The organism is Defluviimonas aquaemixtae (genome assembly GCF_900302475.1).
GTDB lineage: Bacteria > Pseudomonadota > Alphaproteobacteria > Rhodobacterales > Rhodobacteraceae > Albidovulum > Albidovulum aquaemixtae.
Genome location: NZ_OMOQ01000001.1, coordinates 1178554 through 1200150, shown reverse-complemented (window position 1 = coordinate 1200150; position 21597 = coordinate 1178554). Strand labels below are relative to the sequence as shown.

At 63.3% G+C, this 21597-nt stretch carries 23 protein-coding genes; 14 read left to right on the top strand and 9 right to left on the bottom strand.

Annotation, left to right across the window (positions count from 1 at the left end; all coding sequences use genetic code 11):
• Nucleotides 1–5: 5 nt before the first annotated feature.
• The 4 genes from gap (DEA8626_RS05950) to DEA8626_RS05940 all read left to right on the top strand — a co-directional run bounded on the left by gap (DEA8626_RS05950) (nt 6) and on the right by DEA8626_RS05940 (nt 3274).
• Nucleotides 6–1010, top strand: a complete 1005-nt coding sequence (gap, locus tag DEA8626_RS05950; RefSeq protein WP_108852101.1) for a type I glyceraldehyde-3-phosphate dehydrogenase — start codon at nt 6–8, stop codon at nt 1008–1010.
• 28 nt (nt 1011–1038) lie between these two features.
• The gene (locus tag DEA8626_RS20995) at nt 1039–1182 is read left to right on the top strand and encodes a hypothetical protein (protein ID WP_181366367.1); all 144 of its coding nucleotides are present in this window, start codon (nt 1039–1041) and stop codon (nt 1180–1182) included.
• A gap of 97 nt (nt 1183–1279) precedes the next feature.
• Nucleotides 1280–2281 carry a type I glyceraldehyde-3-phosphate dehydrogenase gene (gene gap, locus DEA8626_RS05945; protein ID WP_108852100.1) on the top strand — a complete coding sequence of 334 codons (1002 nt, stop codon included), beginning with the start codon at nt 1280–1282 and terminating at the stop codon, nt 2279–2281.
• A gap of 81 nt (nt 2282–2362) precedes the next feature.
• Entirely contained in the window at nt 2363–3274 is a 912-nt protein-coding gene (locus DEA8626_RS05940; RefSeq protein WP_108853340.1) for an endonuclease/exonuclease/phosphatase family protein, read from the top strand.
• Nucleotides 3275–3299: 25 nt separating this feature from the next.
• Here DEA8626_RS05940 and coaD read toward each other — a convergent pair whose 3' ends face one another.
• The 3 genes from coaD to DEA8626_RS05925 all read right to left on the bottom strand — a co-directional run bounded on the left by coaD (nt 3300) and on the right by DEA8626_RS05925 (nt 5265).
• Nucleotides 3300–3791 carry a pantetheine-phosphate adenylyltransferase gene (coaD, locus tag DEA8626_RS05935; protein ID WP_108852099.1) on the bottom strand — a complete coding sequence of 164 codons (492 nt, stop codon included), beginning with the start codon at nt 3789–3791 and terminating at the stop codon, nt 3300–3302.
• Nucleotides 3792–3879: 88 nt separating this feature from the next.
• Complete coding sequence (locus DEA8626_RS05930) at nt 3880–4314, bottom strand: CBS domain-containing protein (RefSeq protein WP_108852098.1); 435 nt, start codon at nt 4312–4314, stop codon at nt 3880–3882.
• Between the two features lie 57 nt (nt 4315–4371).
• Nucleotides 4372–5265 (bottom strand): LysR family transcriptional regulator, encoded by an 894-nt coding sequence (locus DEA8626_RS05925; protein ID WP_108852097.1) that lies wholly within the window; start codon nt 5263–5265, stop codon nt 4372–4374.
• Nucleotides 5266–5365: 100 nt separating this feature from the next.
• On the opposite strand from DEA8626_RS05925, the gene DEA8626_RS05920 reads away from it, so the two are divergent.
• Together DEA8626_RS05920 and DEA8626_RS05915 are read left to right on the top strand one after the other, a co-directional pair.
• A complete protein-coding gene (locus DEA8626_RS05920; RefSeq protein WP_108852096.1) occupies nt 5366–6865 on the top strand; it encodes a CoA-acylating methylmalonate-semialdehyde dehydrogenase in 1500 nt (499 codons plus the stop codon).
• Nucleotides 6866–7038: 173 nt separating this feature from the next.
• Entirely contained in the window at nt 7039–8166 is a 1128-nt protein-coding gene (locus tag DEA8626_RS05915) for a carboxylate-amine ligase (RefSeq protein WP_108852095.1), read from the top strand.
• Between the two features lie 61 nt (nt 8167–8227).
• On the opposite strand, the gene DEA8626_RS05910 is transcribed toward DEA8626_RS05915, so the two are convergent.
• Together DEA8626_RS05910 and DEA8626_RS05905 are read right to left on the bottom strand one after the other, a co-directional pair.
• Nucleotides 8228–8806, bottom strand: coding sequence for a VPLPA-CTERM sorting domain-containing protein (locus tag DEA8626_RS05910; protein WP_146188837.1), 579 nt, complete (start codon nt 8804–8806; stop codon nt 8228–8230).
• A gap of 232 nt (nt 8807–9038) precedes the next feature.
• Entirely contained in the window at nt 9039–9623 is a 585-nt protein-coding gene (locus DEA8626_RS05905) for a VPLPA-CTERM sorting domain-containing protein (RefSeq protein WP_181366366.1), read from the bottom strand.
• Nucleotides 9624–9984: 361 nt separating this feature from the next.
• Between DEA8626_RS05905 and DEA8626_RS05900 the strand changes: the two genes are divergently transcribed.
• The 6 genes from DEA8626_RS05900 to DEA8626_RS05875 all read left to right on the top strand — a co-directional run bounded on the left by DEA8626_RS05900 (nt 9985) and on the right by DEA8626_RS05875 (nt 14628).
• Nucleotides 9985–11130: an acyl-CoA dehydrogenase family protein gene (locus tag DEA8626_RS05900; RefSeq protein ID WP_108852092.1), complete on the top strand. Its 1146-nt coding sequence runs from the start codon at nt 9985–9987 to the stop codon at nt 11128–11130.
• A gap of 40 nt (nt 11131–11170) precedes the next feature.
• On the top strand, nt 11171–11539 hold the full coding sequence (locus DEA8626_RS05895) for a SpoIIAA family protein (RefSeq protein ID WP_219929167.1): 369 nt from the start codon (nt 11171–11173) through the stop codon (nt 11537–11539).
• Nucleotides 11540–11574: 35 nt separating this feature from the next.
• Nucleotides 11575–12621 (top strand): enoyl-CoA hydratase/isomerase family protein, encoded by a 1047-nt coding sequence (locus DEA8626_RS05890; RefSeq protein WP_108852091.1) that lies wholly within the window; start codon nt 11575–11577, stop codon nt 12619–12621.
• Nucleotides 12618–13490, top strand: a complete 873-nt coding sequence (gene mmsB / locus DEA8626_RS05885; RefSeq protein WP_108852090.1) for a 3-hydroxyisobutyrate dehydrogenase — start codon at nt 12618–12620, stop codon at nt 13488–13490. Before DEA8626_RS05890 ends, mmsB begins: the two co-directional genes overlap by 4 nt.
• 418 nt (nt 13491–13908) lie before the next feature.
• Nucleotides 13909–14118, top strand: coding sequence for a YgaP family membrane protein (locus DEA8626_RS05880; RefSeq protein WP_108852089.1), 210 nt, complete (start codon nt 13909–13911; stop codon nt 14116–14118).
• 189 nt (nt 14119–14307) lie between these two features.
• Nucleotides 14308–14628 carry a hypothetical protein gene (locus tag DEA8626_RS05875; RefSeq protein WP_108852088.1) on the top strand — a complete coding sequence of 107 codons (321 nt, stop codon included), beginning with the start codon at nt 14308–14310 and terminating at the stop codon, nt 14626–14628.
• A gap of 39 nt (nt 14629–14667) precedes the next feature.
• On the opposite strand, the gene DEA8626_RS05870 is transcribed toward DEA8626_RS05875, so the two are convergent.
• A complete protein-coding gene (locus tag DEA8626_RS05870; RefSeq protein WP_181366365.1) occupies nt 14668–15237 on the bottom strand; it encodes a GNAT family N-acetyltransferase in 570 nt (189 codons plus the stop codon).
• A gap of 98 nt (nt 15238–15335) precedes the next feature.
• A complete protein-coding gene (uvrA, locus tag DEA8626_RS05865) occupies nt 15336–18194 on the bottom strand; it encodes an excinuclease ABC subunit UvrA (protein ID WP_108852086.1) in 2859 nt (952 codons plus the stop codon).
• Between the two features lie 239 nt (nt 18195–18433).
• On the opposite strand from uvrA, the gene DEA8626_RS05860 reads away from it, so the two are divergent.
• Nucleotides 18434–18799 carry a DUF6152 family protein gene (locus tag DEA8626_RS05860; RefSeq protein WP_108852085.1) on the top strand — a complete coding sequence of 122 codons (366 nt, stop codon included), beginning with the start codon at nt 18434–18436 and terminating at the stop codon, nt 18797–18799.
• The gene (locus DEA8626_RS05855) at nt 18796–19245 is read left to right on the top strand and encodes a hypothetical protein (RefSeq protein WP_108852084.1); all 450 of its coding nucleotides are present in this window, start codon (nt 18796–18798) and stop codon (nt 19243–19245) included. Before DEA8626_RS05860 ends, DEA8626_RS05855 begins: the two co-directional genes overlap by 4 nt.
• Nucleotides 19246–19249: 4 nt before the next feature.
• On the opposite strand, the gene DEA8626_RS05850 is transcribed toward DEA8626_RS05855, so the two are convergent.
• A complete protein-coding gene (locus DEA8626_RS05850; RefSeq protein WP_108852083.1) occupies nt 19250–20035 on the bottom strand; it encodes a dioxygenase family protein in 786 nt (261 codons plus the stop codon).
• Between the two features lie 79 nt (nt 20036–20114).
• Entirely contained in the window at nt 20115–21509 is a 1395-nt protein-coding gene (lpdA, locus tag DEA8626_RS05845) for a dihydrolipoyl dehydrogenase (RefSeq protein WP_108852082.1), read from the bottom strand.
• Nucleotides 21510–21597: the final 88 nt, after the last annotated feature.

Sequence of the window (21597 nt, the reverse complement as noted above, 5' to 3'; positions counted from 1 at the left end):
AGCACATGACCGTCACAATCGGCATCAACGGATTCGGGCGGATCGGGCGCTGCACACTCGCCCATATCGCGGAAGCCTCCCGGAACGACGTGCAGGTCGTGAAGATCAACGCGACCGGTCCCATCGAAACGAACGCACATCTTCTTAAATACGATTCCGTCCACGGCCGCTTTTCCGGACCCGTAAAGGTCGCGGGCAGCACGCTCGACCTTGGCCGCGGGCCGATCGAGGTGATGTCGACCTATGACCCGGAAGAGCTCGACTGGGACGGTGTCGACGTGGTGCTCGAATGCACCGGCAAGTTCAACGACCGCGCCAGGGCGGCCATGCATCTCGACCGGGGCGCGCGGCGGGTACTCGTCTCGGCGCCGGCGAAGAACGCGGACAAAACGGTCGTCTACGGGGTGAACCACCGGCAGCTCTCGGCCGACCACCACGTCGTCTCGAACGGCTCCTGCACGACGAACTGTCTCGCGCCGCTCGCCAAGGTCCTGAACGATGCGATCGGGATCGAGTCGGGCATCATGACGACGATCCATTCCTATACCGGCGATCAGCCGACGCTTGACCGCCGCCACAGCGATCTCTACCGCGCCCGCGCCGCCGCGATGGCGATGATCCCGACCTCGACCGGGGCTGCGAAGGCCTTGGGCGAGGTGCTGCCGGAACTTTCGGGCAGGCTCGACGGCACGGCGATCCGGGTTCCCACGCCCAATGTCTCGGCCGTTGACCTGACCTTTCAGGCGGGCAAGGATGTAACAGTTGCCGATGTCAACGAAATCGTAAGAGAAGCCGCGGCAGGCTACATGGGCATGGTTCTTTCCTATGACCCCGAGCCGAAGGTCTCGATCGACTTCAACCACACCCCCTATTCCTCTATCTTCGCGCCCGACCAGACCAAGGTTGTCGGCGGCCGCACCGTCCGGGTGCTGGCCTGGTACGACAACGAATGGGGCTTCTCCTGCCGGATGGCCGACGTGGCCGGTGCGATGGGGCGGCTCCTTCAATAAGGAGCATCGGGGGCCTTTCCCCCCACCCATGACCAACCGGATCGCCATCGCCCTTGTGGCTTTGACCACGGCTTTTTTCCTGGCCGACTATCTCTGGCTCGGTCTCGGCGCGCCCGTCTTCCTGGGCCGTAAACTCATCGAGTTCATCGAATTTCTCGCCTTCTGGCGCTGACACCGCTAGTCTTCGGTTGACGTTTCCGCCCGAATTTGATGTTAGCGGTAACAGAGAGGCCCGGAGGCCGTCGCGCGAAAGCATGAGGAGGATTGGGATGGCAGTGAAGGTTGCGATCAACGGGTTCGGCCGCATCGGACGGAACGTGCTTCGGGCGATCATCGAATCCGGCCGCAAAGATATTGAGGTCGTGGCGATCAACGACCTCGGCCCAGTGGAGACCAACGCCCACCTGCTGCGCTTCGACAGCGTTCACGGCCGATTCCCGGCCGAGGTCAAGACGACGGAGACGACGATCGATGTCGGGCGCGGCCCGATCGAGGTCAGCGCGATCCGCAATCCTGCCGAGCTGCCCTGGAAACACATCGATGTCGTGATGGAATGCACCGGCATATTCACCTCCAAGGAGGCTTGTCAGGCGCATCTGGCAAACGGCTCATCCCGTGTCCTTATCTCGGCGCCCGGCAAGGACGCCGACAAGACGATCGTCTTCGGCGTCAACCACGACAAGCTGACCAAGAATGACATCGTCGTGTCGAACGCCTCCTGCACGACGAACTGTCTGAGCCCGGTTGCCAAGGTACTGAACGACGCGATCGGTATCCAGAAGGGCTTCATGACGACGATCCATTCCTACACCGGCGACCAGCCGACCCTGGATACGATGCACAAGGATCTCTACCGCGCTCGTGCGGCCGCCTTGTCGATGATCCCGACCTCCACGGGAGCGGCGAAGGCGGTGGGCCTCGTTCTGCCGGAACTCAACGGCAAGCTCGACGGCGTGGCGATCCGGGTCCCGACTCCCAACGTCTCGGTCGTGGACCTTGTCTTTGAGGCCAAGCGCGACACGACCGTGGAGGAGATCAACGGCGCGATCCGCGACGCCGCGCAAGGGCATCTGAGAGGCATCCTCGGCTTCACAGAGCATCCGAACGTCTCGGTCGACTTCAATCACGACCCGCATTCCTCGGTCTTCCACATGGACCAGACCAAGGTCATGGAGGGCCGGATGTGCCGGATCCTGTCGTGGTACGACAACGAATGGGGTTTCTCAAACCGGATGGCGGACACGGCGGTCGCGATGGGCAAGCTTATCTGACGCCGTCATCGCGCTGTCGATACTGGCGAAGCCCCTAGAATCGGGATGCGCGCGAAGCGCCTCTGCGCTATGCTTCGACTGATGAAAGCCGTTCTTAGATTGACCGGCACGCTCGTTCTTGCGCTCGTGCTTCTGGCGTCCGCACTGCACATCTCGAACTCGGGCCAGAACCCCGCACCGCCGAAGGCACCCGGCACGGTCAGGGTCGCCACACACAATGTCCACTACATCGTCCTGCGGCGTGACGAAGGGGCTTGGTCGGTCGGCGACTGGAACCGCCGGAAGGGCCCCCTCGACGACATGTTCAAGGCGATAGAAGCCGACATCTTCGCCTTTCAGGAAATGGAAAGCTTCGCGGGCGGCAGCGGCGGCGAAGTCAACCTGACGCTCGATCACCTGCTCGGCGAGAATTCCGGCTACGCGGCGGCCGCGGTCGGCGACTGGCGCGAGTTTCCGTCGACCCAGCCCATCCTCTTCCGGAAGGACCGCTTTCGCGTGCTCGATCAGGGCTGGTTCTTCTTCTCTGAGACGCCCGAGGTGATCTACTCTCGTACCTTCGACGGCTCCTATCCCGCCTTCGCGAGCTGGGCGCGCTTCGCGCCGCGCGGCGAGGGACGGCCGTTCTACGTGTTCAACGTGCATTTCGAGTACAAGAGCCGTTCCAACCGCACGCGGTCGGCCGAGCTCGTGCGCGAGCGGATCGCTGCGCTGAACGCAGCCGATGAGCCCGTCTTTTTGTTGGGCGACGTGAATGACCGAGTCGGATCGCGAACAGTCGGGATTCTGGAACGGGCGGGGCTGACCTTCAGCCCGGTCGCGGGCGCGACCTATCACTTCAACCGCGGAATCAATCTTTTCGGCGCAATCGACCATCTGGCCATCACGTCGAACATCGCGCTCGCCGTGGCGCCAGTGGTACTTAGACAGCGCTTCCGGGGCGAATGGCCTTCGGATCATTATCCCGTCTTCGCGGATTTCCGGCTGCCGGACTAGCCCTCGCCGGCCGGCGAAATCGCCGTCAGGAAAAGCGCGCCTTAAGGGCCTCGCGCACTGCCGGCGTCACGAATTTCGACACGTCCCCGCCAAGCCGCGCGATCTCCTTCACGAGCTTCGACGCGATGGCCTGGCGCCGCGCATCGGCCATCAGGAACACCGTTTCGATCGAGGCGTCCATAGCACGGTTCATGCCGACCATCTGGAACTCGTACTCAAAATCTGCGACGGCGCGGAGCCCCCGCACGATCACCGTCGCGCCTACATCGCGGGCGCAGCCGATCAGAAGGTTGTCGAACGGATGAACGACGATCTCGCCGCCTGTCTCGGCGGCAATCGGCTTGCACTCGGCCTCGACCATCGCCACGCGGTCCTCGAGCCCGAAAAGCGGCCCCTTGTCGCGGTTGATCGCAACGCCGATGACCAGACGGTCGACGAGCGCCATCGCGCGCTGAATGATGTCGGTATGGCCGAGCGTGATCGGGTCGAAAGTACCCGGATACAGGCCGATGCGCATGGGTCTCTGTCCCCCTTGGACCTCTGCTTCGGTCACGCAATCTTACCGCGCGCCGGATTGTAGGCTCATCCGGCCTGTGCGCCGCAAGTCAGTTGCCCATGATCATGCCTTCGAGTGCGTCCTTCTCCATCGCAAGCTCGGAGATGCGCGCGGCCACCACATCGCCGATCGAGATGATGCCGACCATCTTGCCCTCTTCCATAACCGGCATGTGACGGAAGCGGCCCGTGGTCATCTTCTCGAGCACGCTGTCGGCGACGTCCTTGGGGCCGCAGGAAATCAGGTTGCGGGTCATCAGCGAATCCACCGTGTCGGTCAGGCAGCCCGAGCCGCGGCGCCCGAGATCGCGCACGATGTCACGCTCGGACAGAATGCCGAGCGGCACCTTTCCATCCTCGGAAACGACGACCGCGCCGATCCGTCGTTCCGCAAGAAGCCGCGCGGCGTCCGCGACACTCGTGCCCGGCGCGACGGTGATGATGTCGGTTTTGGGCTTGGCGCGCAGAATCTGGTGAACCTGCATGGCAACCTCCTGAGGATGCGGAACTTTCGATCAGCGTTGACTCTTGCTCCGCGTCTGTCAAGCCAAGGCTTCCAGCCGGGCGACCTCGCGACGCACACCATGGGCCAAAAGCTCAGCAAAGCGGTTGAGCCTTTCGACCCTTCTGTCGTCCGGGTGGCGGATCAAGTAGAATGAACGGGTGAGCGAGACCTGATCAGGCAGAACTTTCACGAGACCCGGCGCCGCAGGCAGAGCGAAGTCGTGCACGACAGCGATCCCAGCTCCTGTCCGGACCCAGTTGAACTGCACCGAGACAGAGTTCGAGGCGAGCGCGACCGCCTCCATTCCGGCTTCGGTCTGGTAGTCGAGTTCCTTGTCGAAGATCAGGTCATCGATGTAACCGATCGTCCGGTGGTGCTTCAGATCGGCGATGCGGGCAATCGGCGGATGGCGGTCGAGATAGGCCTGCGACGCCGCGAGGTGGAGCTTGTAATCCGTGAGCTTTTGAACCGTGAGATGCCCCGTTGCGGGCGGACTGACCGCAATGGCCATGTCGGCCTCGCGCTTCGAAAGGTTAACGACGCGTGGCTGAGCAACGATCTGGACTTCGAGCCCCGGATGGTCATCGCAGATTCCGGCCACGATTTGAGGCAGAAGGTAATTGGCGCTTCCGTCAGGAGCCCCGAGACGGACCTGCCCGATCAAGCCGGGCCCCTCGGTCCCCACCTCTTCCATCGCCTCGGCGACGGCCTGTTCCGCGCGAAGGGCATGCGACATGAGCCTCTGGCCCTCGCCCGACAGCGCGTAGCCCTGCGGCGAGCGGGCAAACAGCCGCGCCGCCATCGTCTCTTCGAGCTTGGCGATGCGGCGGCCGACAGTCGCGGGGTCAAGTTTCAGGAGCCTGCCCGCGCCTGACAGGCTCTCCGCCCGCGCGACGGCAAGGAAAATGCGCAAATCATCCCAGTCGGCCATGAGACATCCTTTGCGAAAATGCAAAATGCATTTGGGAAACTGCCCCTTTTCCGCGCAATTTTGCAAGGCTATTCTCTGTGCAAATTATCGGGAGGCTGCCATGAAAGAACTTACCCACTGGATCAACGGCAAGCATGTGAAGGGGAAGTCGGGCCGCTTCGCGGATGTCTACAACCCTGCGACGGGCGAAGTGCAAGCCAGGGTGCCGCTCGCATCGAAGGACGAACTCGACGCGGCGGTCGCATCCGCCGCGGAGGCCCAGCCGAAGTGGGCTGCGACGAACCCGCAGCGCCGCGCGCGCGTGATCATGGAGTTCGTGCGGCTTCTCAACCGCGATATGGAAAAGCTGGCCGAGGCGCTCTCGCGCGAGCATGGCAAGACCATCCCCGACGCCAAGGGCGACGTGCAGCGCGGTCTGGAAGTCATGGAATACTGCATCGGCGCGCCGCAACTCCTGAAGGGCGAGTTCACCGACTCGGCCGGTCCGGGCATCGACATGTATTCGATGCGTCAGGCTCTGGGCGTTGTCGCGGGCATCACGCCGTTCAACTTCCCCGCAATGATCCCGATGTGGAAGATGGGCCCTGCCCTTTCCTGCGGCAACGCCTTCATCCTGAAGCCGTCGGAGCGCGATCCCTCGGTGCCGCTGATGCTCGCCGAACTGATGCAGGAAGCGGGCCTGCCGGACGGCGTGCTGCAGGTCATCAACGGCGACAAGGAAAGCGTCGACGCGATCCTCGACAACCCGACCGTTCAGGCGATCGGCTTCGTCGGCTCGACGCCGATTGCCGAATACATCTATGGGCGCGGCTGCTCGAACGGAAAGCGCGTGCAGTGCTTCGGCGGCGCCAAGAACCACATGATCGTCATGCCGGACGCCGACATGGACCAGGCGGCGGATGCGCTGGTCGGTGCTGGCTACGGTGCCGCTGGCGAACGCTGCATGGCGATCTCGGTCGCGGTTCCGGTGGGCGACGAGACGGCCGACCGGCTGATCGACAAGCTCGTGCCGCGCATCGAGAAGCTGAAAGTCGCCCCCTACACCGCCGGCAACGACGTGGACTACGGCCCGGTCGTGACGGCCCAGGCCCGCGACCGTATCGTCAGCCTCGTGAATTCCGGCCTGGAACAGGGCGCGAAGCTCGTCGTGGATGGCCGCGACTTCAAGCTTCAGGGCTACGAGAGCGGCTATTTCGTCGGCCCGCACCTCTTCGACCATGTCACGCGCGACATGGACATCTACAGGCAGGAGATCTTCGGCCCGGTCCTCTCGACCGTGCGCGCCAAGTCCTACGAAGAGGCGCTTGGCCTCGCCATGGACCACGAATACGGCAACGGTACCGCGATCTTCACCCGCGACGGCGACACGGCGCGCGATTTCGCGAGCCGGATCAACATCGGCATGGTGGGCATCAACGTGCCGATCCCGGTGCCCTTGGCCTACCACACCTTTGGCGGCTGGAAGAAGTCGGGCTTCGGCGACCTCAACCAGCACGGACCGGACGCGTTCCGCTTCTACACGCGGACGAAGACCGTGACCTCCCGCTGGCCTTCGGGCCTTAAGGAAGGCGGCGAGTTCCATTTCAAGGCGATGGACTGAGCGCCGCCGCGATACACCTGCGAGCGAATGACCAAGGCCGGGGCGGATCAGCTCCGGCCTTTTCGCATTTCGGATCAGCATCGCGAATGCCCGGCGAAGTAGCTGCGCGGCGGCTCATCGACGCTTGCCCGCCTAACCGGCCTCTGTTCAACTGGCCGGGAAGGGAGACATCCATGACCGCACCGGATTTCACCATCGGCATCGAGGAAGAGTACCTTCTGGTCGACAGGGAATCCCTCGCTCTCGCGGTCGCACCGGAAGAGCTGATGGCCCGCTGCAAGGCGGAGTTCGAAGACCAGGTCAGTCCGGAGTTCCTGCAGTGCCAGATCGAGATCGGCACGCGCGTCTGCAAGGACATCGCCGAGGCGCGCGACGACCTCAGGCGGCTTCGCGCCTGCGTCTCACGCCACGCGGCAGAGCATGGTCTCGCGCCGATCGCGGCGTCCTGCCATCCGTTCTCAGATTGGAAGGATCAGCACCACACCGACAAGGAGCGCTATAACGAGCTTCGCCGCGATCTTGGCGGTGTCGCGCGGCGGATGCTGATTTGTGGGATGCATGTCCATGTCGGCGTGCCGGCCGAGGACATGCGCATCGACATCGCCAACCAGCTTTCCTACTTCCTTCCGCACCTTCTGGCGATGTCGGCATCCTCGCCGTTCTGGCAGGGCGAGGATACGGGGCTCGCGAGCTACCGGCTCACGGTCTTCGACAACCTCCCCCGCACGGGACTGCCGCCGCACTTCGACAGCTGGGCGGAGTATCAGCGGACGGTCCATGCGCTCGTTCACATGAACCTGATCGAGGATTCGACGAAGATCTGGTGGGACCTCCGCCCCTCGGCGCGGTTTCCCACAATCGAAAGCCGGATCTGCGATGTCCAGCCGCGGCTCGAGATGACGCTGTCGCTCGCCGCCGTCACCCAGTGCCTGACGCGCATGCTGTGGCGGCTTCAGCGGAAAAATCAGCGCTGGCGGCACTACGACAACTTCCTGATCGCGGAGAACCGCTGGCGCGCGCAGCGCTATGGAATTTCGGGCGGGCTGATCGATTTCGGCCGGCTCGAGGTCATCGACTTCGCGGTTCTTATCGAAGAACTGATCGAGCTTCTGACCCAGGACGCAGAGGCGCTCCGCTGCCTTGACGAACTGGAGGCGCTGCGCGGCCTTCTCGACACAGGGACGAGTGCCGACAGGCAGCGCAGCGTGCACGTCGAAGCGCGCACGAGTGGGCGGGACGAGGCGGATGCGATGCGCGCCGTGGTTGAAAGCCTCATCGAGGAGTATCACGCCGATCTCTGACGGCGTTTCGGGGCGGATGCTCGTTGAAGGGCGGTCGCTCCGCGATCAGCGGGCGGTTAACTCAGGCGGCGTCGCGCATCCGGCGCCGCCGAACGAGCGCCAGTCCACCAAGTCCGGCCAGCAGGCCAAGCCCCGCCGCGGGCAGCGGCACGGGTGCCGCGATGAGGGTCGCCGTGGCTTGCACGGTTGCGCCATTCGCCTGGCCCGCGCTCAGTCCGAAGACCCCGAAGTTGAAGATCTCGTTGCTGAGCGAAATCTGCATAAGTCCGCCATTACCAAAGGCCAGCATCAGAGGCGCCTGCCAATTCACGCTGCCGTACTGGAAGATGAACGCGGTGTTTCCCTGCGTGGTGCCGTTGAGCGCACCCACGCCGCCTGACCGGCCGATATCGAAATCCACGAAGATCGATTGCGGCGTCGTATCTGAGCCATTGATGAGCGGGTCGTTTGTCCAGATGTCGAACAGGTCGAAGGTCACACTCTGGCCAACGGTGAGATTCAGGTTCAGCGGCCCGCTTGTCGGGCTGGCATTGACAACCAGGCCCGGCGAACTGAACGCGTTGCCGCCGATCGTGAAACTGCCGTTGAACGTGGCGGCAAGCGCCGCGAACGCGGAGCCGGTAACGATGACGGCCGCCATCGCGCAAGTCTTGATACCGGACGCAATGCCCATTCCCGTTACTCCCACAACTTCATCCCCTACCGGCACACAGAGGCCGGATAAGAGGGGAGTATCGAAGGCTTGAGGCAATTTTAAGGCGAAAGTTCGCCAATGAGGGGAACGTACCGCCGAGATTTGTCTTTGCAGGCTTCGCGCCCCAAGTCGAAAAGAGGGGCCGCGCCCCTCCTTCAAAGCGGTATCGGCGCTGGGTTCAGGCCCTGCGGCGCCGGCGGACCGCCGCAAATGCGCCCAAGGCGCCGACCATCAGGACGCCAGCCGCTGGCAGTGGCACCGCTGCGGGCGCGAGTTGGCCGTAGAGGTTGGCGTGCGACAGCGACTGTTGTCCCGAGATAGACCACAATCCGCTGCTGGCGCCGGAGGGCAGAAGGAAGGCCGCCCAGTCGGGCCCTGTGACTTTGGGCTTGGAACCACCACCGCCCTGCCCGCTCTTGAACGCGAGTACAAGGTTCGTCCAGATCATGCCCGCGGGCGCTGCCGGCAGAATGAATGACCACAGCCCCGACGTGCCGGACACGCCGGACACATTCAGCACCGCCGGCCCACTGTCGGACTTGTCAATGAGCTGGTAGCCCGCGCCAAGGACGCCGAAGATTGGGTCCGGGCGTGCGCCATTCGCGTTACCGCTGATATTGCCCAACCCAGTTGCGACGCAGGTCGCGCCCGGCGCGATCGTGGTTACGGAAAACTGCCGCGTCGTCGCCGAGGCTGCTCCCGGACAGAACGTCTTTACTGTCGCGGCTCCTGCCGCGCCAGCCATCGACACAAAAATAGCCAAAACGACCGCCCCAAGGCGACCAGAAACACTATGCATGATGGAACCCTTCCCACCCATCAAGATACCCTGCCTTATTTTTACCACATTCCCAGCGGTTTAACAGCGGCAACTTAACGGCCGGTCAAAATACATCCGACGATTGAAGGTCCATGTACTGCAATGGATAATCCTCGCTCGAGGACCGGACTTTCCTCGTGGCGGCAACCAATTTTTCATCTGGAATCGATCAAGCGTACGTCGCAGCGCGCCGAATCGCTCACGGCACAGTCCGGCTTGAACGATCCGCGTTTGGGCCTTGCAAAACTCCTGCAACAGTTGGAATTTAACACTCGTTCAATTCAGGCCGCCTGGGAGGGATGTGATGGAGTTCGCGATGAGCGAGGAACAGCAGGCCATCTTCGACATGGCGCGCGCCTTCGCCATCGACGAGATCGCGCCGCACGCCCGCGATTGGGAACGCGCGGGGACGATCCCGAAAGACCTTTGGCAAAAGGTGGCCGGGCTCGGCCTAGGTGGCATTTACGTAAGTGAGGCGCACGGCGGTTCAGGGCTGTCGCGGCTCGACGCGACGCTCGTCTTCGAGGCCTTGGCGATGGCCTGCCCGGCGGTCGGGTCGTTCCTGTCGATCCACAACATGTGCGGCGGGATGATCGACAAGTTCGGCTCGGATGACACCAGGTCGAAGTGGCTTCCCGCGCTCTGCTCGATGGAGAAGTTCTTCGCCTACTGCCTAACCGAACCCGGCTCGGGTTCGGACGCTGCGGCGCTGAGGACACGGGCCGAGCGGACGAATGAGGGCTGGAAGTTGAACGGAACCAAAGCCTTCATATCGGGCGGCGGCTACGCGGATGCCTATGTCGTGATGTGCCGCACGGGCGGTGAAGGGCCGAAGGGCATCTCGGCGATGATTGTCGAGGACGGCGCGAACGGGCTGTCCTTCGGCGGGCTCGAGGACAAGATGGGCTGGCGCGCGCAGCCGACCGCGCAGGTGCAGTTCGACGACTGCGTGGTGCCGGCCGAGAATCTGCTTGGCGAAGAGGGCAAGGGGTTCAGCTACGCGATGGCGGGACTCGACGGCGGGCGGCTGAACATCGCCGCCTCGGCACTCGGCGGGGCGCAGGCGGCCCTCGACACGACGCTCGCCTATGTGGGAGAGCGCAAGGCCTTCGGAAAGACGCTCGACCAGTTCCAGGCACTCCAGTTCCGACTGGCGGAATTGGAGGTGAGGCTGCAATCGGCGCGCACGTTCCTGCGCCAGGCGGCGTGGAAGCTCGATAAGGGCGCACCGGACGCGACGAAGTTCTGCGCCATGGCCAAGCTTTACGTCACCGACAACGCATTCGAGGTCGCCAACCAGTGCCTGCAACTCCACGGCGGCTACGGTTATCTCGCCGACTACGGCATCGAGAAGATCGTCCGCGACCTGCGCGTTCACCAGATTCTCGAAGGCACGAACGAGATCATGCGTCTCATCGTGGCCCGCGCCATGCTCTCGGAACGGGGGTGAGCGATGCACGTTGACTCTGCAGAAGCAGAGGAGAGACGATATGCTGAATGTGACCGTGGACCAGGGGCTTGTCTGGGTGACAGCCGGCGAGCAGCTGACGGAGGCCGACTATGACCGGTTCGAGCCCATCTTCGAGAAGATCGCCGAACGTACACCGGGAACGGTGCCGATGGTCATCGAACTTAAGCCTGACTTCGACGGCTGGGATCTGCGCGCGCTGTGGCGGGAGGTGAAGTTCGGCATGCGCCACCACGACAGCTATTCGCTGATCGCCGTTGTCGGCGACAAGAAGTTGAAGGGATGGGGTACAAAGCTTTCAGACCCGCTCTTTCCCAGCGCCCGGATACAGTTCTATTCGCCCGAGGACCGCGCCAAAGCGGAACATTGGGCACGCCAAGACGAAGAGTAATCCATGCACAGAACCGGCACGAGGGACAGCCACTGATGGCGGATATCGCGATTCGCAAAGAGGGCCGCGCCGGGCGGATCACACTAATGCGCCCCAGGGCGCTCAACGCACTGACCTACGAAATGTGCCTGGCGATCGACGCCTGTCTCAAGGACTGGGCGCTGGATGAAGCGGTCGCGCTTGTGCTGATAGACGCCGAGGGCGAGCGCGCCTTTTCGGCCGGAGGTGACATCGCCGAGATGTATACGACCGGCACCAGAGGTGACTACTCCTACGGGCGCAGGTTCTGGCGGGACGAGTACCGGATGAACGCGCGGATCGCGGACTTTGCCAAGCCCGTTGTGAGCTTCCTGCAAGGCTTCACGATGGGCGGAGGAGTCGGCGTCGGTTGCCATGGCAGCCACCGGATCGTCGGCGAAAATTCCCAGATCGCGATGCCGGAATGCGGCATCGGGCTGGTGCCGGATGTGGGCGGGTCCTACCTTTTGGCGCGCGCGCCCGGGCGGATCGGGGAATATCTAGGAACGACCGGTGCGCGAATGGGTCCGGCGGATGCCGTGCTCGCGGGCTTCGCCGATCTCTACATCCAAGAGGCGGGCTGGGCGGACCTCAAGGCCGAACTCGTCGAGACCGGCGATGCAAAGCGGATCGAAGAGCGCGCGACCCGTGCCCCGGAGGGGCGCCTTGGCGCGCTGCGGCCCGAGATCGACGCGCTCTTCGCAGGCGAGACGGCGGGCGATATCCTGCGCGCGCTGGGCCATGCCGGGACCGAGTTTGCGGGCGAGGCCGAAAAGGCGCTTACTCGCGCCGCGCCGCTCTCGGCCGCTTGCACGATCGAGATGCTCCACCGGCTTCGTGACCGACCGACGATGCGCCGCGCGCTCGATCTGGAATACCGGTTCACCTGGCGCGCGATGGAGCACGGCGATTTCCTCGAAGGAATCCGTGCCGCGATCATCGACAAGGACCACAGCCCGCGGTGGCGGCACGGCAGCGTCGGGGACGTTCCGGGAGTGGAGGTGGCAAGGATGCTCATGCCGCTCGGGGAAGACGCGCTGACATTCGAGGAGGAGACAGCATGAAGATCGGATTCATCGGGCTTGGCAACATGGGTGCGCCGATGGCCAAGAACCTCGTCGCCGCAGGCCACGAGGTGACGGGCTTCGACGTTCAGGCGCCAGTGCCGGAGGGCACCGAGCGCGCGGCAAGCGCGGCCGAGGCGGCGACAGGCGCAGACGTCGTAATCACGATGCTGCCGAATGGCGAAATCCTCCGCAAGGTGGCGGCCGAGGTGATTCCGGCGATGACGAAAGGCGCGGTCTTTTGCGACTGCTCGACCGTTGATGTCGAAAGCGCCCGCGCCGTCGCCGATCAGGCCGCGAAGGCAGGCGTGCTGGCAGTGGACGCCCCGGTTTCGGGTGGTGTCGGCGGAGCGGCGGCCGGCACACTAACCTTCATGGCCGGTGGCTCGGACGACGCCTTCGCGATCGTGAAGCTGCTCTTCGACATCATGGGACAGAAGGCGGTGCATTGCGGGGCATCCGGTGCCGGACAGGCCGCCAAGATCTGCAACAACATGATCCTCGGCGTGACCATGATCGCGACCTGCGAAGCCTTCGCGCTGGCCGACAAGCTTGGCCTCGACAGGCAGAAGATGTTTGACGTCGTCTCCACCTCGTCCGGCTACAGCTGGACGATGAATGCCTATTGTCCCGCCCCCGGCGTCGGGCCGAAGTCTCCCTCGGACAACGAGTACAGGCCGGGTTTCGCCTCCGAACTCATGTTGAAGGATCTCCGCCTCAGCCAGCTTGCCGCCCAAGCGGTCGATGCGGACACGCCGATGGGCCAGCTCGCCGCGAGCCTTTACGAGACCTTCGTCGAGAAGGAAGACGGCAAAGGAATGGACTTCTCGGCGATGCTTCCAAGGTTCGAGAAACGAAAACGTGCGTGAATGGCTGTTGCTAGCAGCAACGGACGGAACATCTGCGCGTGTCGATCGTTGGTCCTCTGAGTTACAGAGGAGAGCAACGATGCAAGTCACGAGGCACCCGACCGGGACCAGGAATTCTCAGTCGAACCGGCTTTGCCTGCCAGCCGTTCTCGCAGCGGCAATGTTCGCAACTGACACCCGTATTGGAGGCGGCCGCTGGAAGCCCGGATTTTCGAAGAGTGAACCGCACGCCAGATGACGCCGCGTCTTGCCTTAGGGCGCCGCTTTCCGGTGGGCGTTGGGGGCAAACGGCGTATCGCTCGTCGCGGCGGACTGATGCGGATGTGTGACAAGGTCACCGACGAATGCGTGGCGTCCACGGTAATGTTGTCCTTCGATCAACGGGTCGTGCCTTGGCCCATTTCGAAGGAGAAAGACCATGTTGAAGACCAATGTCGGTACGACAGACCGCGTCATTCGCATCATCCTCGGCATCGTCCTTCTGGCCGCGTTCTTCATGCTGCCGGGTATGGGATACCGATGGATCCTGGCGCTTCTCGGCGTGATCGCTCTTGGCACCGGGCTGATGTCATCCTGTCCACTCTACACGCTTCTGGGCCTCAGCACCTGCCCTGTGAAAGGGACTTGAAAGGCGAGGCGGCACGAGCCGGTGGATCTCCATTTCGATGCCGCAATGAATGGGCCAGAAATTCGTGCGCCGATCACGCGGCAGCGGCCATTGCGGCGACCACCGAAACGCCCGGCGCGCTCCCAGCTTCGGCAACCGGGAACTTTCTGCTAAACTGATGGTTGGTAATCAGTGAAGCGGGGGGGTCCCATGAGAACACAAGGTATTTGCGCGGCCATTGCCGCGACAGCCCTTTCAAGCATCCATCCGGCCGAAGCGCAGAATTGTCGCATCCACGTCGACACGGGAAAGTGCATTTTCATTCCCGCAGATCAGCGCGTGAAGCCAGATTTCGCAGTCGGCGACACGTTCCCGGTCTATGAGCACAGCATGCTGATCAATCTCGACCGGTACAAGCTTCCACCGGTCAATGGCGCATGGCGCTACTATAAGTCGGGCTACGACATCTACAGGGTCGATGCGAACGACTATACGGTGCTCGAGATCATCCGGAATGCGCGCAGCCGCTGACATTCGCTTGCCGCCGCCTCAGAACACCTGACACCAGGATCAGGACTTGACCATCAGTAGCCACTCCTCCGCCGGAGTGTCCCAATTCCCCTTGACGATGGGGCGTCTCCCCGCCACGCGATAGCCGTGTCGGCGGTAGAGCCTCTGTGCGCCGACATTCTCATCGGACACCGTCAGGCACATGCCGTTCGGCCCCCGGTTCCGTTCGGAAAAGTGCAAGAGCGCCGACCCGACACCGCGGCCGCGCATCTCGGGCAAGGTCGACAAGAGGTTGATCAACCCCGTCCCCGGCGCCTCGCGCTCGAGTTCGGTCAACGCTCGGAACATGGCCGGCTCGTCTTCGGGGATCGGGCCCGGATCGAGCGGCACGGTGTCAATTGCGAGGTAGCCCGCGATCTCGCCGTCGACTTCCGCAACCCATGATTTGGTGTGCGACAGACCCGAATCTTCGCTCCGGATCCGCGACCTTGTGAACTCACTTACGTCCTGGCCCGGAGGCGTGGCCCCGCCGAAGAGGTGCATCACAAACCCGTGGCTCGCGATGTCGATGAGCTCGAGCAGAATATCCCCGTCCTCTGGCCGAACTGGGCGGATAGAGGGTGCTGACACTCTCCTGAACTCCACGAAAATCATGCAGCAGGCGAAGCCTAGGCTTCAACGGAAGCTCGGCAAAGCAAAATCGGCAAGCCAGCCGGCGGGCGCAGCTGCTATTCCGCCGCGACGCGGCTCGATTTCAACATGTGCCGCAGATAGCGGCCGGTATGGCTGCGCTCGACCGCCGCCACGTCCTCGGGTGTGCCCGTGGCCACGATCTTTCCGCCGCCGTCGCCGCCTTCCGGGCCGATGTCGATGATCCAGTCGGCGGTCTTGATGACGTCGAGGTTGTGCTCGATCACGACGACCGTGTTGCCCTGGTCGACGAGCTCATGCAGCACGTCGAGGAGCTTGCGGACGTCCTCGAAATGCAGGCCGGTCGTCGGCTCGTCGAGGATATAGAGCGTCCGGCCCGTGGATCGCTTCGACAGCTCCTTCGAGAGCTTCACCCGCTGCGCCTCGCCGCCCGAAAGCGTCGTCGCCTGCTGGCCGACCTTGATGTAACCCAGGCCCACGCGACAGAGCGCCTCCATCTTCTCGCGGATCGCGGGGACCGCCTTGAAGAACTCGCGCGCCTCCTCGCAGGTCATCTCGAGCACGTCGGCGATCGACTTGCCCTTGAACTTGATCTCCAAGGTCTCGCGGTTATAGCGATGGCCCTTGCAGGTCTCGCAGGTGACGTAGACGTCGGGCAGGAAATGCATCTCGATCTTGATGACGCCGTCACCCTGGCAGGCCTCGCAGCGCCCGCCCTTCACGTTGAAGCTGAAGCGGCCCGGCTGATAGCCTCGCGCCTTTGACTCGGGCAGACCGGCGAACCAGTCGCGGATCGGCGTGAAGGCGCCGGTATAGGTCGCGGGGTTCGAGCGCGGCGTGCGCCCGATCGGACGCTGGTCGATGTCGATCACCTTGTCGAGATATTCGAACCCCTTGATCGTCTCGCAGGGCGCGGGCGTTTCGCGCGCACCGTTTAGACGCAGGGCGGCGTTCTTGTAGAGCGTCTCGACCGTCAGCGTCGACTTGCCGCCACCCGAAACACCCGTCACGCAGATGAAACGCCCAAGCGGAAACTCGGCCGTCATTTCCTTGAGGTTGTTGCCGGTGGCTTTCACGACCGTCAGCGTCTTGCCATTGCCTTCGCGGCGCAAGCTTGGCACCCCGATCTCGCGCTGACCCGATAGGTACTGCCCGGTGATCGAGGCGGGATCAGCCGCAATCTCCTCCGGTGTTCCCGCAGCGACAAGCTGGCCGCCATGCACGCCCGCACCGGGGCCAATGTCAAAGACGTAGTCGGCCGAGCGGATCGCCTCTTCATCATGTTCGACGACGAGGACGGTATTGCCTTGATCACGGAGGTTCTTGAGAGTTTCGAGAAGCCGTCCGTTGTCGCGCTGGTGAAGCCCGATCGACGGCTCATCGAGCACATAGAGAACGCCCGTCAGCCCCGAACCGATCTGCGAGGCAAGTCGGATCCGCTGGCTTTCGCCGCCCGACAGCGTTCCGGAGTTTCGCGACAATGTCAGGTATTCCAGGCCGACGTTGTTGAGAAATCCCAAGCGCTCGCGGATTTCCTTGAGGATCAGCTTTGCAATCTCATTTTTCTGTTTCGTGAGCTTTGCGGGCACGGTGCCAATCCAGGCATAAGCCTCCTTGATCGACATCTGGACGACTTCGCCGACATGGAGGCCTGCGATCTTGACCGCAAGCGCCTCGGGCCGCAGCCGATGACCGCCGCATGTGCCGCAGGGGCGGTTGTTCTGATAGCGCTCGAATTCCTCGCGCACCCAGGCGCTGTCGGTCTCGCGATATCGGCGCTCCATGTTCGGGATGACGCCTTCGAAGGTGCGGGTGACCTCGTAGACGCGCCCGCCCTCGTCGAAGCGGAAGGGGATTTCCTCCTCGCCCGAGCCGTAGAGGAACAGATTTTGTACCTTCTCCGGCAGGTCTTTCCATTGCTTGCGAGCGTCAAAGCCGTAGTGTTTGGCCAACGCGTCGATGGTCTGGATGAAGTAGGGTGACTTGCCCTTGTTCCAGGGCGCGAGCGCGCCGTCCTTGAGCTTCAGCGTGACATCCGGCACGATGAGCCGCTCGTCGAAGAACAGTTCCACCCCTAGACCGTCGCACGACGGACATGCGCCAAAGGGCGCGTTGAACGAGAAGAGACGCGGCTCGATCTCGGGGATCGTGAACCCGCTGACCGGGCAGGCGAAGTTCTCAGAAAAGGTGATGCGCTCGGGCTCGCCCTCGCTCGGCGCAGTCTCAAGCACCGCAATGCCGTCGGCGAGGTTGAGCGCCGTACGGAAGCTGTCTGCCAACCGGGTTTCCAGCCCCTCGCGGACGACGATCCGGTCGACGACGACGTCGATGTCGTGACGAAACTTCTTGTCGAGCGTGGGCGGCTCCTCGAGCTCGTGGAATTCGCCGTTCACCTTCACGCGCTGAAAGCCCTGCTTGCGCAGTTCGAGGAACTCCTTGCGGTACTCGCCCTTCCGGTCGCGTACGATCGGCGCCATCAGATAGCCGCGCGTCCCCTGCTCCATCGCCATGACGGCATCGACCATATCCTGCACCTGCTGCGCCTCGATCGGCTTGCCCGTCGCGGGACTGTAGGGTGTGCCCACGCGGGCGAAGAGAAGCCGCAGGTAGTCGTAGATCTCCGTCACCGTGCCGACCGTGGAGCGCGGGTTCTTGGAGGTCGTCTTCTGCTCGATGGAGATTGCGGGCGACAGGCCCGAGATGTGATCGACATCGGGCTTGCCCATCATGTCGAGGAACTGGCGGGCATAGGCCGACAGCGATTCCACGTAGCGCCGCTGGCCCTCGGCATAGATCGTGTCGAACGCGAGCGAGGACTTGCCGGACCCCGACAATCCGGTGATCACCGTCAGCTGGTCGCGCGGAATATCCACGTCTATGTTCTTCAGATTGTGCTCGCGCGCGCCGCGGACTTCGATGAACTTCTGCTCGGCCATGCTGCCCCCCGGGGATCAGAGGTTAACAGATAGTGCATCCGGCCCGAGTCTCCAACTGGAAAATGAGAACATTATAAGAACTTGTGGCGCTTTCACGCCGGAGGGCTGCGGGGGCCCAGCCCCCGGACATCCGCCGTTGCGGGCGCAAGAAATCGCCGCCTGCCGGCGTTCACGCAGACTTCACTCCATCAACCCGCGGCCACGCGCTATGCTCAGGTCCGCTAGCGATGGAGGACGACATGCAGATCACCAGACGCGGCATCCTGGCCCTTGTGGCGGCACTGGCGGCGACACCCGTTGCCGCGCATCACGGGTGGCGCTGGACGAATACCGGAGAATTCGAGTTAACCGGGCTTATCACGAAGGCAAAACTCGGCAATCCCCACGGGGTTCTAACGATAGACGCCGATGGTGAGATCTGGACGGCAGAGATCGGCCAGCCCTGGCGGAACGAGCGTGCCGGACTGTCCGACGACATGTTTGAGCCCGGCACCGAAATTACGCTTCTTGGCCACCGCTCCGCCGACCAGGATGAGCTCGTAATGAAGGCCGAGCGGGTCATCATCGCCGGCAAGCGCTACGACCTCTACCCCGATCGCTCGTGAACGAGATCGCGGCTTCGCTCGAGGCGACTGAACTTGCGCATTTCCTCAAGGCGTCGCGCTGGGTCTATCCGCTAGTGAATGCCGGCCACATCCTCGGCATCGCGCTCCTGGTCGGGGCCGTCGTGCCGATGGACCTCAGGATTCTCGCAATCATTCGCCGGCCGGCCCTGCCCGAAACGATTGCGCTGCTGAGACCGGTCGCAGTCGCGGGGCTCGTGCTGGCCGCAACCTGCGGCGGGCTACTCTTCATCACCCAGGCGACGGACTATGTCGGCAACGACTGGTTCTGGGCCAAGATCACCCTCGTCGCGCTGGCGACGGCGAATGCGCTGGTCCACCGCCCGCTATTGCGGCTTTCCGAGTTCCGTCGGGTAACCGCGGCGACGATCTCGCTGACGTTCTGGCCCGCCGCCCTGATTTGTGGGCGAATGATCGGCTATTCCTGAGGCCCTATCCGAGCGGCACGGTGACGTCGCATAGGTAACCCTGCTCAGGCGCGCCGGTGAGGGTCAGCATCATCGCCTCCATCTCACCGTCCGAATTGTCGCGAAAGACCACGTCGCGTGCGAAGCTTGTCCGTTCGAGGTTGGAAACGCTTCGAGAGTAGGCGCGACTGGCGCGGTAGGTTTTCTTGATCGGTGCTTCCGGAAGCGCGAACTGCGACGTCAGCCGGGCGGCTCGGCCGTTCGTTGCGGCGGCCGCATCCGCGAAGACCTCGAAGTGGAAATGCGGCCAGCGGCCCGCATAGCAGCCGGGCACGATCGTGGTGAAGCGCAGCTTGCCCGCAGCGTCCGCTATGCCGAGGCCGCGCAGGTAGTTCCGGTCCGGCAGATCATAGAGCGAGTAGCGCCCAGCGGCGTCGCAATGCCAAATATAGAGCGCCGCACCAGGAAGCGGCGTGCAGCCATCGGCGGAAACGATCGCGACCGTCAGGCGCATCGGCACGCCGTCGGCGGTTCCGCCTTGCCCGGCGAAGCTCGGCCGCAGATCTTCCCGCACGACTCCGCCTTCGGTCAGCACGTTGATGACCTGGCCGGACCGCCGGTTGGTGCCGTCTCCCGGGAACGGGCCAGGCGTTTCCATCGCCGGCATCGGACAGACCACCTGTGCGGCTGCGGACGATCCGAGAACCGAGGCACCGGCCGCACCTATGAGGCTCAACACCTGACGGCGCGGCAGCAGTCTGGGCATGTCGAGAGCGAAACCGCCATCCGGGGCGTGGTCGGGTTGGTCCATCTGCGCAGCCTCTCTGAGTTTCCGCCCCGGAAACCGTCCAGCTCCAGGTTGAAGCCCCAAAGCCGTGGCTTTCCGTCGTTCAGATATGGAGCGCGCGGCCGTAGGCATCGAGAACCGCTTCGTGCATCATCTCCGAAAGCGTCGGGTGCGGAAAGACACTTTCCATCAATTCCCCTTCAGTCGTCTCCAGCGTGCGGCCGACGACGTAGCCTTGAATGAGTTCGGTCACTTCCGCGCCGACCATATGGGCGCCAAGAAGCTCGCCGGTCTTCGTGTCGAATACGGTCTTGATCAAACCTTCCGGCTCTCCAAGCGCAATCGCCTTGCCGTTGCCGATGAAGGGGAAGCGGCCGACCTTGACCTCGTGGCCAGCCTCCTTGGCCCTGGCTTCCGTCAGACCGACCGAGGCCACCTGCGGGTGGCAGTAGGTGCAGCCGGCGATGGAATTGGGCTTGATCGGGTGGGCTTTCTTCCCGGCAATCAGCTCGGCCACCATGACGCCCTCGTGGCTGGCCTTGTGTGCGAGCCAGGGCGCGCCCGCCACGTCGCCGATCGCGTAGAGGCCGTCCACGCCGGTGCGGCAGTATTCATCGGTGATGACATGGGTGCGGTCGACCTTTACGCCGAGCGCCTCGAGCCCGAGATTTTCGACGTTGCCGACGATGCCGACAGCCGAGATCACGGTGTCGAAGTCCATGGTCTCGGTCTTGCCGCCGGTCTCGATATGGGCGGTCACCTTGCCCTTGGCGCGGTCGAGCTTCTTGACCGTGGACTTCTCCATGATCTTCATGCCCTGCTTGGTGAACTGCTTCTTGGCGAAGGCGGAAATTTCGGCATCCTCGATCGGCAGAACGCGGTCCAAGACCTCGACCACGGTCGTTTCAGCCCCAAGCGTGTTGAAAAACGAAGCGAACTCGATGCCGATCGCGCCCGAACCGATGACGAGCAGTTTCTTTGGCATCCGCTTGGGCACCAGCGCGTGCTTATAGGTCCAGACAAGATCGCCGTCGGCCTCGAGCCCCGGCAGTTCGCGTGCCCGTGCGCCAGTGGCGACGATGATGGCTTTGGAAGCAAGTTCCTCTGTCCCCTTGTCGGTCTTGACGCTGACTTTGCCCTTGGCGGGGATCGCCGCCTCGCCCATGAAGGTGGTGATCTTGTTCTTCTTCATCAGATGCCCGATGCCGCCCGAAAGCTGATTGGCTACCGCGCGCGACCGCTTGACGACGGCGTCGAGGTCGTAGCCGATCCCGTCGGCTTTCAGCCCGAATTCCTTGGCGCGGTGCATTAGATGAAAGACCTCTGCCGAGCGCAAAAGCGCCTTCGTCGGGATGCAACCCCAGTTGAGGCAGATGCCACCCATGTGCTCGCGCTCCACGATGGCGACGTTAAGCCCGAGTTGGGCGCCGCGTATCGCGGCGACATAGCCGCCCGGCCCCGCGCCGATGACAATCATGTCGAAGGTTTTGGCAGCCATGTCTCTCTCCTCAAGCAAAGTAGTTTGCCACTAAACTATTTTTTGCATTCACACAACGCGAGCAGGCGGATTGGCGCCATGCGTGCCA